This is a genomic window from Flavobacterium oreochromis, assembly GCF_019565455.1.
Lineage (GTDB): Bacteria > Bacteroidota > Bacteroidia > Flavobacteriales > Flavobacteriaceae > Flavobacterium > Flavobacterium oreochromis.
In genome coordinates this window covers 1,337,706-1,350,471 of sequence record NZ_CP067377.1, presented here as the reverse complement: position 1 = coordinate 1,350,471, position 12,766 = coordinate 1,337,706, and the positions used below count along the sequence as shown (strand labels likewise).

The following is a 12,766-nucleotide window of genomic DNA, read 5'->3' as shown; positions in this document are numbered from 1 at the left end:
AGTATAACACATAAAATGCTTTTGTTTTCTAGATATAAAGAATTAAGAGATATAACTTTAAATATATCAAATATTATTTTTTAATTTCCTTAATATCACTTCGTATTAACCACCCTTCTTTTAAATCAGCTATTTGAATTTTGTAGTAATTATCTAAACTTTCAATAATTTTTACTTTTGTTCCGGCATGCAGAGTAAAAACATTACTTGATGTTGCGTTAGGTTCACTTTTTACATTAACCAGATCTGCAAAAACAATAGCTAGCTTTTCTTTTTGCAAACGATTATATTCATAAAAACCTGCAAAAAGACTTAATAAAACGAAACATAAACCTAATAAGATTCCTCCAAAGAAAATTCGTTTTAAAATTGTCTTATCCGAATAATAATAAACTACAAAACACGCTAATGTGAGGAAAGCAAAAATAATAGCAATCCATCCCCAAGTGTCATAGTGAAAGATTGAGGTAAAATCTGCTATAATTTTAGAAAAACCAACTTGTGGCACTTCCTGAATATCATCAATTGCCATTTTTTGAGCAAATGCCAAGTTGTTTTGTATTTCAGCATCATTAGGACTTAACAACAACGCTTTTTCAAAATTAAAAACGGCTGGTGCCACTCTATTTAATTTATAATAACAGTTCCCTAAATTATAATATACTTCAGCTGACTCTTGTCTTTCTGACAAAATACTTTCATAAGCTTGAATTGCTTCTTGATATTTTCCTTTTTGATAAAAATCATTTCCTCTTTCAAATGGACTGTTTGCCCAAATAAATTGTGATAGGAATAAAAATATATAGACTAATTTTCTCATTCTCTGTTTATTTTATTTACCTAAAAAATAAAATTACAATTCTTTGTAAAACTCTGTAAAGCAACATCTATAAGATACAGTTTGACAATGCTTTTCAATTTCATTAAATTAAACTAACTGCTTTTCTAAATTAGAAATAATGCTTACTGCTAAATTATAATCATTCTGAATACTTGTACTAGTAGATGGTGCATATCGAGCAAACTCGCAACTCTCTATTAAAGCAATAAATTGCACTATAGTATCATCTGTTGCTTGTTTTTGCATTAATAATTCACGGATTTTGTCTTTACTCATATCGGTTGTTTCGATATGTAGTTTTGCTTTTAAGAAATTATGTAATGCACGTTCTAAAGCGATATAGAAGGGTTCTTTATTTGCTAATTGTTTTTGAGCTTCTGATAAGTATTTTTTAGCTAATTTATTTGACAACTTGATTCTATTACCTTCCAAATCTGCTTTTCTTTCTTCTTCCTTACGACGTAAGGTAATAATAAATGGAATTGCTAAAAATGGCGCAATTAATAGTGCATAAAATAAACCTGATCCTAAGAAATCTGAAATGTTTTGTGATTGTAAAGTGGTTTTTGTTTTAATAAATCTAAAGGTAGAAGCTGCTGTTACTTTTGATTTATTAAAATTTGTTGAATTATTTGCTAAAATATCTCCTTTGTCTACGAATAATGTTATTTCTTTAGATGTAATTGATTTATACGTTTTTGAATCTAAATCAAAGTAAGTAAAAGTCATCGGCTTGATTAAATATTTCCCTTCACTTTGTGGAATAATTGTATAAGTATCTTGAATATTACCAGTCATTCCAGAAAGTGGTGTTTGCACCTTTTCTTGATGTTGAGGGTCATACATTTCTAATGAAGAGGGCACAGTAGGTTTAGGCAACGTAAATAACTTTAAGTTTCCTGTTCCTGAAACTGCTATTTTTAAATCAATGGATTCTCCTGCTTTAACGCTAGTTTTAGATGGAATTACTTTAAAATCAAAACTTCCTACTGCTCCTGTAAAATCAGTTGGTTTTCCTGCTTCAGGAAGTGCTTTAACCATAATGGTTTTCGCTCCTGCCGAAACTTTCTTATGTCCCATAGTCATAATCGGACGACCAAAAAAATCTACATCCCCAGAAGGAACTTCTACTTCTACATCTAAAGTTAATGGTTCTATAACTAATTTACCTGATTTTTGAGGATATAAAACGGTTTTACGTAGCACTGCATAGCGATACATTTCTCCTTTAAACTTTCCTTCTTGTACTTGTAATTGTTTAATATCTATATTTTGACTCCAGAAGTTGTTATACTTAGGATTTTGAGTCTCTTGCCAACCTCCTACTCCTGAACGATGACTAACATAGATCTTATAAACTACGGTAATAGGTTCATTGAGATATGGATTACTATTGGAAATTTCAGCAACTAAATGTACCCCTTCTTTTCCCATAGCTGATGAAGTTGGCGCTTGTTGGCGTTGTTGTTGATAATAAGGACTACCTCCTCCGTATGGATCATAAGGATCACGTTCTTCAGGAACTGGATTTCCTACAGTTATTTTAACAACATTAGACTTATAATTTTGGCCATTTATTTCAATAGAAGCACCTTTAATAACGAAAGTTCCTTTTTTAGTGGGTTGTAAGAAATAGGAGTAGGTTTTCTCATAGGATTTTCTTCCATTAATCCACGAATAGCTAACTGATTGATTAGGTCCTCCTATTATTCGGAACCCATCAAATGTTGGAGGATCAAAATTATCTCCATCATCATTCATTGTGAAATCAATTCGTAAACGCTCGTTTATACCCAAATTGTTTTTGCTCACGTTAGTCACAAACTGGACTTGAGCAGTGATTTCCACACAAAATAATATAAGTATAAAAAATAGTTTCTTCATTCTTCTTGTTTTCTTTTCTACCAATCTTTTCCTTCTTGTTTAGGAGCTCCTTTTACTTTTCGAGCATTCACTCGATCTTGAATTTTTTCTCCTCGTTATTTACCGCATCTAATAAATTTTGCATCCTATCTTTCGGAACATTATTAGGTTTAGGTTGCGGATTATTCTGGTTTTGACCTTTGTCTTGATCTTTATTATCAGGTTTGTCTTGCTTGTTTTTATTTTTATCGTTCTGATTTTTGTCCTTATCTTGATTTTTATCTTGATTTGGTTTTTTATCAGGACTATCCCCTTTTTTATCCTTTTTCTTATCATCATTTTTTGAAGGTGGATTTTCCTTCAATAATTTTTTGCTAACGCATAATTATAGCGTGATTCTTCATCAGCTGGGTTATTACGTAGGGCATTTTTATAGGCTTCAACTGCTTTATCATATGTTTTTTCTTTCATATAAGTATTTCCTAAATTATGATAAGCATATTGTTTTTCATTCTTTGTCGTGGCAATTTCTGTTGCCTTAGCATAAGCAACCTTTGCTTCTGATGCTTGATTTTGCTTATAAATAGCATTTCCTAAATTATAAGCGGACACTGCTTTTTTAGGATTATTACTTTTTGAAACTCTAAAATTTGCTTCTGCTTGAACATATTGTTTTTTATCAAATTGCGAAACACCGTCAGGCAATTCAAAATCTTTTTCTGCTGCGCAAAAATACTAACAGAAATTGATAAAACGATATGTAAAATAATTCTTTTCATTTCCATTTAACCAAAAAGGTTTAATTTTTTATTTAAAAATCACTAGAATCTTAATATTTAACAATAGTCACAAAGTTATGATTGAGCTATTTTATAAGCTTTATGCTTTGCTTATGTTTTTATGGTTAAAATTTTATTTCTTTTCATTAAACAAATCTAATTTTTGCACCCATTTTGTTTTTCGTTCTAAAAGAAATACATCTAATAACAACAAGAAAAAACCTATTCCTAAAAACCATTGAAACTGTGATTGAAAATTAGCCATCTCAGTTGCTTCAAATTGTGTTTTTTGAATATTATTCAATGATTTTCGCATAAAATCAACTACTTGTTTGGTATTTGCACCGTTTATATAACCTCCATTAGCGGCTTTAGCAATAGCTTCTAAAGCTTCTGGTCGTAACTTAGTAGTAACGGTTTGTCCTGTTTCTTTGTCTTTATGGTATTCAATAGAATTACCATTTCTAATAGGAATAGGTCCTCCATTAGGAGTTCCTACACCAATAGTAATGATTTTTATTCCTCTTTTACGAGCTTGTGCAGCTGCTTCTTGGGCTTTTTCTGAATGGTCTTCGCCATCTGTCACCATGACTAAAAGTTTACTTGTATTACCGCTCCCTTCAAAGTATTTTTCAGTCAATTGAATTGCTTCATCTAAATTACTTCCTTGCGAAGAGATCATTCCTGGATTCATTCCTTGAAGAAACATCTTAGCGGCATTATAATCTGTTGTTATTGGCAACACAGGAAAAGCACTTCCCGAATAAGCAATAATACCTATACGATCATTTCCTAACCCGTTAATAATTTGAGACACTAATTGTTTACTTTTTTCTAAACGACTGGGGGCTATGTCTTCACAAAGCATACTTTTAGAAATATCAATTGCAAATACAATATCAATTCCTTCTCGTTTTACTTTTTCTACTTTCGTACCAATTTTAGGGTTAACTAATCCTAAAATTAGCATTACAGATGCAAAGAGTAATATTCCAAATTTTAATATTGGTTTAAAAGTTGATTTTTCAGGACTTAATTTTTTAAGCAATTCTAAATCGCCAAACTCTTGTTGCTTTTTTCTTTTCCAAAATTGGTTCCAAAAGAAAAACCCTACCAAAATTGGTAATAAAAGAAATAAATACAGGTATTTTGATTCGTCTAATTCGTACATCTTTTTTTAAATTTCAATTGCAATTTTTAATAACAATTTCAATTATATAAAACTTCTAAAAACTGTTTTTCTTAATATTATTTCTATCAATAACAACAAACCTGCGAACCAAACCCAAGGACGGTATTTTTCGTCATAATTAACGAATTTTAATTCATCTACTTTGGTTTTTTCTAATTTGTTGATTTCATTATAAATGTTTTCTAAACTTGAATTATTTGTTGCTCTAAAATATTTTCCTCCTGTTTTTTGTGCAATGCCTTTCATTAATTTTTCATCAATTTGAACGGGCATCATTTTAAACAAAAAACCTCCGTTAGGTGCATACGCATATGGAAATAAAGCATTACCGTTTGTTCCTATTCCTATTGTATAGACCTTAATCCCTAAATCAGCCGCAATTTCAGCTGCTGTTTGTGGATCTAATAAACCTGCATTATTAACGCCATCCGTCATCAAAATAATAACTTTACTTTTTGCTTTACTATCTTTTAAACGGTTAACAGCTGTAGCTAATCCCATTCCTATACCTGTCCCGTCTTGCAAAACATTATCATATTTAATATCATCAATGGCTTGTAACACTACAGCCTTATCACTCGTAACTGGTGTTTTGGTATAAGCTTCAGCCGCATAAACTACTACTCCTATACGATCATTAAAACGTTCTTTTACGAAACTAGATGCCACTTCTTTTAGTGCCTCCATTCGATTAGGTTTTAAGTCTTTTGCTAACATACTTCCTGAAACATCAGATGCAATTACAATATCAATACCAAAAGTACTATTTGTTTTATTACTTACATCTACTGTCCTTGGTCTTGCCATAGCTATTATTAAGGCACTTAAAGTAAATAACCGTATGGCAAAAAGAACGGGTTTTAACTTAGGCAAAATGGATGTTGTTGCTTGAAAACCTTTTAATGAACTTACCTTTAGTGTTGGTTTTTCTTTTTATTCATAAAAAAATACCACGTAATTACTAAAGGTAGTAATAAAAATAACCAGAAAAATTCAGGATTTAAAAATGTTACATTCTTCATTAGGGTGCTTTTTTAAGTTCAACAGATTGTAACATGCGATGGGCTATTTTTTCACCATTTTTATCTCCTTCTCTAAAGGCAATCATTATTTGTTGCAAACCGCCTTCTTGACTAAACAATAATACTTGATAAATCATTCGGTCTCCATTTTTTGTTAAACTACCATATCCTTTTAGACCTTTTAATCCTTCTTTAGTTTTAAAATCTTCTTGTTTTACTACTATATCTTCACAATCTTGATTTTGTAAAGTTTGAATCATTCCTGTTAAAGCTTGTCCTAAGTCTACATTCGTTTTTTGTTTAAATTCTGTTGATGAAATGGCAATATAAAACCCTTGTGATAAACTTCCGTAATCAAACATTTGAGTGGTTTTTACAATACCTGCTGCATCATTCGGAATAGCTTTTGAAACATCAGTACGTGTTAATACTTCAGGGGTTTCTATCACAATGGCTGGATTTCCATATTCTGATTTTATCCAATCTGTATTAACTAATTCTTTAGTAGATGGACCTGTAAAACCATTTTTAATAAAATCAATACCTTTTGTAATTCCTATAAAAATAAAGGCTGATAGAATTAAGAAGCCTACAATACCTACAATAGCGGTTACTTTCCTTTTTTGTTCTTGTTTTTTACGAATTTCTTCTTGTTCCTTTTGCCACTTCACGCTGGTTTCATCAACTACAACAGGAATTGATTTGTGGATATTGATAATACTTGATTCAATTTTTTTTCTATCATCTGCAATTTCAAAATCTAAAGGTTTTGACTGCGCAAACTTTACTAAATCGGCTTGTTTTAGAACTCTGTCTAAACTCTCAACGGTTTCACGAGAAAGTTTTAATTTTCTCTTTTGTGCTGCTTGTCGTAAACTTACAATGAGCTCAGAGGTTGTACTTTCTTTTGCTGGAATTTCTATAGCCTCTTCTATATATTCTCGAGCAATATCTGTTAGTTCAGAATAATAGGCTTTTATTTCTCCTTTTACTAAAAAATCTTTCTTTTCTAATAATTGTAATAACCCTGTTGCTTTTTCGATAGGTGTACTGTATATAGTTTCAGAGGAAACTGGTTTTTGATATTTTTTATACAATTTATATGCTAAAAAGCTTAAACTGATTAATGCTAATATCCCTAAAAGATATTTCCACCAATTACCCACTGGTTTTTCAGCTTCAATAATTGGTTTAATATCATACATTTTTTGTTTTAAGGTATCTACTTTTACATTAAATACTTCTACTTTGATACTATCTGAAAAATAAGGTTTATTATTAATTAAAACAGGGATTTTAGGAATAACAAATTTACCTGAATCAAACTGAATTAAACCGTATTTCTTAATAAGTTCAAACTTTGATTCTTCTTTGATTGTATCTATAGGATACGATTCAATTACTTCAAATGAACCAAAAGTCTTATCTTTAGGAAATACGACATTCGTTTTTTGATTTGATTTTACTCTTAAACTTAAAGTAAATTGTGCACCGATTTTGTTTTTAGTTGTATCAATTTTTGTTTCTAAAGATTGTGAATGGACAACCGTTTGAATTAATAGAAATAATAAAAAACAATATTTTTTAATCAAATTCATCTATTTTTATCTTGATTTAAAATAACCCAACAATTTTTTCACATAACTTTCATCAACTCTTGTATGCACCGTTCCTGCACCACATTTTGAGAAAACATCCTTAAAATAACTTACTTTCTCTTGGTAGTATTTCTCATATTGTAAACGAACATTTTTTGAACTGGTATTTATCCACTGTATAGCATCTGTTTCAGCATCTTGCATAGCTACTAAACCTACATCTGGTATTTTTTCCTCACGAATATCAAAAACCCTTATGCCTGTAATATCATGTTTTTTACTGGCAATCTTTAATGTTTTTTCATAATTATCATCAGTAATAAAATCAGAAATCATAAATACAATTGCTTTCTTTTTTTGTGTTGCAGAAAGAAATTCTAAGGCTTTACCTACATTCGTTTGTTTGCTCTTAGCTTCAAACTCAATTAATTCTCGAATAATACGTAATACATGTGATTTTCCCTTTTTAGGAGGAATATATAATTCAATTTGGTCTGAAAATAAAATTAACCCAATTTTATCATTATTCTGGGTTGCTGAAAAAGCTAATGTTGCTGCTATTTCAGTTACAATTTCACTTTTTAATTGATTTTTAGTACCAAAACTTTCCGAACCCGAAATATCTACCATTAACATCATAGTTAATTCACGTTCTTCTTCAAAGACTTTTACATAAGGTTCTTTGTAACGTGCCGTAACATTCCAGTCAATAGCACGCACATCATCTCCATATTGATATTGACGTACCTCTGAAAAAGTCATACCACGTCCTTTAAAGGATGTGTGATATTCTCCCGAGAAGATATGATCACTGAGTCTTCGGGTTTTGATTTCTATTTTACGAACTTTTTTGAGTAAATCTTTTGTTTCCATTTTTAAGGCAATAAGCAATAGACAATAGGCAATAAGCCTTTTACTTGTGGCTTATCACTTATGGCTTGTGGCATTCTATGGTACTTCAATTTCGTTTACAATTTTATTAATAATATCTACTGAGGTTACATTTTCTGCTTCTGCTTCATAAGTAATACCTATACGATGACGTAATACATCATGTACTACCGCTCTAACATCTTCTGGAATAACATAGCCTCTGCGTTTAATAAAAGCATAACACTTAGCTGCTACAGCTAAATTAATACTTCCACGAGGTGAAGCTCCAAAACTAATTAAGGGTTTTAATGATTCTAATTTATATTTTTCTGGATAACGAGTAGCAAAAATGATATCTAAAATATATTTTTCAATTTTTTCATCCATGTATACCTCGCGTACTGCTTCTTGTGCACGAAGTATTTGCTCTATAGAAACAACTGGCTTTACTTTATCAAAACCTCCATTTAAATTTTGGCGGATAACGATTCGTTCTTCTTCCATTTTAGGATAGTCTATTACCGTTTTCAACATAAAACGGTCAACCTGTGCTTCAGGTAATGGGTAAGTACCTTCTTGTTCTACCGGATTTTGTGTAGCTAATACTAAAAATGGTTTATCTAATTTAAAGGTATTATCACCAATTGTCACTTGTTTTTCTTGCATGGCTTCTAACAAAGCTGATTGAACTTTTGCTGGAGCACGGTTAATTTCATCTGCTAAAACAAAATTAGCGAAAACAGGTCCTTTTTTAATAGAAAAAGCATTATCCTTAATATTATATATCATAGTCCCTACCACATCTGCAGGTAATAAATCAGGCGTAAACTGAATACGGCTAAAACTACCATAAACTGCCTGTGATAAAGTATTTATAGCTAATGTTTTGGCTAAACCAGGTACTCCTTCAAGTAAAATATGCCCTTGTCCTAAAAGCCCTATTAGTAACCGTTCTACCATGTGTTTTTGCCCGACGATGACTTTATTCATTTCCATCGTTAATAGATCAATAAAAGCACTTTCTCTCTCTATTTTTTCATTAATAGCTCTAATATCTAAAGTAGTGGTATTCTCTTCCATCGATTGTTTTTTTAAAGTCGTGAAATTAATATCTTATTCAATATGATGCAAATTGAAAATTTAATTGATTTTAGGCTGTTAACAATCAGTTAAATATTTTCAATTAGACCTTATTCAGACTCATTTTATGAAAGCTTTTTAGTATTTTTAAGTAATTTTTAGGAAAATGGAGATATGATTAATAAAAGACTTCTCATAAAAAATTTACTAGCTCATAATGATGAGAATAGTTTTTATGACAAAAAAAGGCAACTAAATCTTCATAATCTAGAAGGGAAGGCTAAATTTTTGAAGCATATTTGTGCTTTATCTAACTCTAATCCTAATAATAATTCTTATTTAGTTATAGGTGTTGAGGATGAAAGCAATGAAATTGTGGGGGATGATTTTTTTGATGATAGTAGAATACAAAATTTAGTAAATGCTTTTCTTCAAAATCCTCCAAAAATACAATATGAAAACATTCCCTTTCCTCATTTACCAAAAGAAAAAGTAGTAGGATTAGTTACTATTAAACCTAATCATAAAGTTTCTTATTTTAAAAAAGGAATACACTCTATAGAAACAGGAAGTACTTTCAAAAGAATTGGAAGTAATACGGTTCCAACACATGAGAAAATAGCTTATAGTAAACAAAATACAGAAACGGTGATTAGCATTGAAAACAATTCTAGAAATAGCATTGAACACACTCTTGAGGCTGTTTTAGATTTCATGAATATTAGACACAAGGACATGGCTACTCAATATAAAGTTTTTAAGGAACTTTTTATTGTATGCTGGGCTGGTAATAAAAAGAGTGGAAAGGTAAAACTTATTTTTCAAGAGTAGATATTGAATTAATTAATGAGCAGATTAAACTTTTTTATTCTGCGTTAGACGAGGTTACAATTGAATTCTCTGAAAACATTTTTATGATTACTGAATTTATACAACTTGGACTGAATGATAAAACAAGTTATTACCCTCTTGAAAAGGTTAACATTATATTCTTTGACAATGGATACTATAAAATAGAAAATGAGATTCTTTTTGAACCTCCTCAGTTTAACAAAAAGCTATTACAACATGTTTATAAAACTAACGAACTATTATTAGGAAAGTTAAATAAAGGAATACTTCTTACAGAAAAAGATTTAAAGGATCTTGAAAACCTCCCCCATACGTTAATGCTTTGTTATTTAAATGGTTTTGAAAATGCCAAGCAAAAATTAATTGAATCGAAGCCTCTTTTAAAGCCTTATCATAAAGTATATATTTCTTTTAAAGAGGCTTTGAGGGTATTACGAAAAATGAAGTATAATCATTAATTAAAAAGAATGAAATTAATCTTATTTATTATTAATTTGTGACTGAAAAACAAAATAAGCTCTCTTAGATGCTATTTCTTCTGCCTTCTTTTTAGAAGTAGCACGGGCTTTAGCCACAACTTCTCCGTTTAAATGTAATTTTACTGCAAAATACTTTACATTTCCAGCTGCATTATCATCATAAGTTTCATAATGAAAAGATTTTTTTCTTTCTGACACCATTCAATAAAAAGGCTTTTATAGCTAATTACTTTTCCTTCTAATCGATCAATATCTACGTAAGGTTTTATTATTTTTTTCTGAATAAATTGTTCACAAAAATTAAACCCTTTATCTAAATAAATGGCTCCTATAAAGGCTTCAAAAATATTTCCATGTACATTTTCTCCAAAGTGTTGCGCTGAGACTTTAGTTTCTACAAATTCAATTAATTTAAAGTCTTTTCCTAATTCATTTAAATGCTCACGAGAAACAATTTTAGAGCGCATTTTAGTCAAATAACCTTCGTCTCCATTAGGGACTTTACTAAATAGATGGGCCGCTATTACAGAACCTAACATTGCATCACCTAAGAATTCGAGACGTTCATAGTTTATTGGATAACCTTTTTCATCCGTTTTATTCATAGATCTATGAGTAAAAGCACGACGATAATGCTCTATATTGTCAGGTTTAAAACCTAAAATAGTAGTTATTTTTTTAAAAAAACTCCGTCTTCAGGATTTTGAAAACGGTTTTTTTAAATATTCTCTTAATAATTCTCATAAGATAGAATTATTCTATTTTCTTAAACAAAACACAGGCATTATGACCACCAAAACCAAAAGTATTACTCATAGCTACTTTTATATCTCGCTTTTGAGCTTTATTCAAAGTAAGGTTTAAATTTGGATCAATATTTTCATCTATCACATTATGATTAATAGTAGGTGGAATAATACCATTTTTAATAGCTAAAATAGAGGCTATTGCTTCAATAGCTCCTGCTGCACCTAACAAGTGCCCAGTCATAGATTTAGTAGAATTAATATTAATATTTTTAGCATGTTGACCAAAAACAGAACTAATAGCTTTTAATTCTGCTACATCTCCAAGAGGAGTAGATGTACCATGTGTATTAATATGATCTACATCTTCTGGTCTTAACCCTGCATCCTGTAGTGTGTTATTCATTACTGCAATAACTCCAATACCTTCTGGATGAGGAGCTGTTAAATGATAAGCATCAGATGACATACCACATCCTCCTACTTCGCAGTAAATTTTAGCGCCACGTGCTTTTGCATGCTCATATTCTTCTAACACTAACGCTCCAGCTCCTTCACCTAAAACAAATCCATCACGAGTAGCATCAAAAGGTCTTGATGCTGTTTCAGGACTTTCATTTCTTGTCGATAAGGCCTGCATAGAATTAAATCCTCCCATACCAGCAATCGTAACGGCTGCCTCAGATCCACCTGAAACAATTACATCACACATTCCTAGACGGATATAATTAAAAGCATCTACTAAAGCATTAGCTGATGAAGCACAAGCAGAAACAGTTGTATAATTAGGTCCCATAAAACCATTACGCATTGAGATGTGTCCTGGTGCAATATCAGCAATCATTTTTGGAATAAAGAATGGGTTGAAGCGTGGTGTTCCATCACCTTTAGCATAGCTTAAAACCTCTTCTTGAAAAGTCTCTAATCCTCCAATTCCTGCTCCCCAAATAACACCAACACGGTATTTGTTTATCTTATCCAATTCTAAACCAGAATCTTTAATAGCTTCGTCACTTGCTACAATAGCATATTGAGCGAATTTATCCATTCTTCTAGCTTCTTTTCTATCAATAAACTCCTCTACTTTGAAATTTTTAACTTCACAAGCAAATTTAGTTTTATGTTTTTCAGTATCATAATAAGTAATAGGAGCAGCTCCGCTTTTCCCATTAATTAGCCCTTCCCAGTACTCTTGAAGGTTATTCCCGATAGGCGTTAAAGCTCCTAATCCGGTTACTACTACTCGCTTTAATTGCATAGTTTAGCTGGTTTTGTTTTAATATAAAAAACCCCAAAGCACTTTTAATAACAACTAAAAGAAACAATGGGTATTACAGAATATGGTATGATTGTAATACAATCAATGTTTTTTACAAATCTAAAAAAGATTTTGATAAAGTCAGTAAAAAATAAGAACATCTGTAAGCTCTTTACTTACAGA

Annotated in this window: 9 protein-coding genes and 3 pseudogenes; 1 reads left to right on the top strand and 11 read right to left on the bottom strand. The window is 30.7% G+C overall.

Translation table 11 applies throughout. The features are described 5' to 3' along the window. Positions 1-73: 73 nt before the first annotated feature. The 9 genes and pseudogenes from JJC03_RS06490 to JJC03_RS06455 form a co-directional block, all read right to left on the bottom strand. Positions 74-820, bottom strand: coding sequence for an SH3 domain-containing protein (locus JJC03_RS06490; RefSeq protein ID WP_088397534.1), 747 nt, complete (start codon positions 818-820; stop codon positions 74-76). Between the two features lie 108 nt (positions 821-928). Next, on the bottom strand, positions 929-2,725 hold the full coding sequence (locus tag JJC03_RS06485) for a BatD family protein (RefSeq protein WP_235874194.1): 1,797 nt from the start codon (positions 2,723-2,725) through the stop codon (positions 929-931). Positions 2,726-2,792: 67 nt separating this feature from the next. Further along, positions 2,793-3,068 carry a hypothetical protein gene (locus JJC03_RS18715; RefSeq protein WP_309597764.1) on the bottom strand — a complete coding sequence of 92 codons (276 nt, stop codon included), beginning with the start codon at positions 3,066-3,068 and terminating at the stop codon, positions 2,793-2,795. Next, the gene (locus JJC03_RS18710) at positions 3,065-3,409 is read right to left on the bottom strand and encodes a tetratricopeptide repeat protein (RefSeq protein WP_309597763.1); all 345 of its coding nucleotides are present in this window, start codon (positions 3,407-3,409) and stop codon (positions 3,065-3,067) included. The genes JJC03_RS18715 and JJC03_RS18710 overlap by 4 nt, the downstream gene beginning before the upstream one ends. Positions 3,410-3,616: 207 nt before the next feature. Beyond that, the gene (locus JJC03_RS06475) at positions 3,617-4,654 is read right to left on the bottom strand and encodes a VWA domain-containing protein (RefSeq protein ID WP_088397536.1); all 1,038 of its coding nucleotides are present in this window, start codon (positions 4,652-4,654) and stop codon (positions 3,617-3,619) included. A 42-nt stretch (positions 4,655-4,696) separates the two neighbouring features. Beyond that, positions 4,697-5,697: pseudogene (locus JJC03_RS06470) on the bottom strand (vWA domain-containing protein). Then, positions 5,697-7,295, bottom strand: a complete 1,599-nt coding sequence (locus JJC03_RS06465; protein ID WP_088397538.1) for a BatD family protein — start codon at positions 7,293-7,295, stop codon at positions 5,697-5,699. Before JJC03_RS06465 ends, JJC03_RS06470 begins: the two are co-directional and overlap by 1 nt. Before the next feature lie 6 nt (positions 7,296-7,301). Then, positions 7,302-8,168: a DUF58 domain-containing protein gene (locus JJC03_RS06460; protein WP_088397539.1), complete on the bottom strand. Its 867-nt coding sequence runs from the start codon at positions 8,166-8,168 to the stop codon at positions 7,302-7,304. 75 nt (positions 8,169-8,243) lie between these two features. Next, on the bottom strand, positions 8,244-9,248 hold the full coding sequence (locus JJC03_RS06455) for an AAA family ATPase (protein WP_088397540.1): 1,005 nt from the start codon (positions 9,246-9,248) through the stop codon (positions 8,244-8,246). 174 nt (positions 9,249-9,422) lie between these two features. Between JJC03_RS06455 and JJC03_RS06450 the strand changes: the two are divergent. Continuing rightward, positions 9,423-10,558: pseudogene (locus tag JJC03_RS06450) on the top strand (ATP-binding protein). Between the two features lie 21 nt (positions 10,559-10,579). On the opposite strand, the pseudogene rnc reads toward JJC03_RS06450, so the two are convergent. Both rnc and fabF read right to left on the bottom strand, forming a co-directional pair. Continuing rightward, positions 10,580-11,265: pseudogene (gene rnc, locus JJC03_RS06445) on the bottom strand (ribonuclease III); the annotation flags it as partial. 67 nt (positions 11,266-11,332) lie between these two features. Then, a complete protein-coding gene (gene fabF, locus JJC03_RS06440) occupies positions 11,333-12,583 on the bottom strand; it encodes a beta-ketoacyl-ACP synthase II (protein ID WP_088397543.1) in 1,251 nt (416 codons plus the stop codon). Between the last annotated feature and the right edge of the window lie 183 nt (positions 12,584-12,766).

What these genes read in the sequence shown, in the direction of transcription:
- JJC03_RS06490 (WP_088397534.1), bottom strand. Translation starts at nt 820, where the DNA reads ATGAGAAAATTAGTCTATATATTTTTATTCCTATCACAATTTATTTGG.
- JJC03_RS06485 (WP_235874194.1), bottom strand. Translation starts at nt 2,725, where the DNA reads ATGAAGAAACTATTTTTTATACTTATATTATTTTGTGTGGAAATCACT.
- JJC03_RS06475 (WP_088397536.1), bottom strand. Translation starts at nt 4,654, where the DNA reads ATGTACGAATTAGACGAATCAAAATACCTGTATTTATTTCTTTTATTA.
- JJC03_RS06465 (WP_088397538.1), bottom strand. Translation starts at nt 7,295, where the DNA reads ATGAATTTGATTAAAAAATATTGTTTTTTATTATTTCTATTAATTCAA.
- JJC03_RS06460 (WP_088397539.1), bottom strand. Translation starts at nt 8,168, where the DNA reads ATGGAAACAAAAGATTTACTCAAAAAAGTTCGTAAAATAGAAATCAAA.
- JJC03_RS06455 (WP_088397540.1), bottom strand. Translation starts at nt 9,248, where the DNA reads ATGGAAGAGAATACCACTACTTTAGATATTAGAGCTATTAATGAAAAA.
- fabF (WP_088397543.1), bottom strand. Translation starts at nt 12,583, where the DNA reads ATGCAATTAAAGCGAGTAGTAGTAACCGGATTAGGAGCTTTAACGCCT.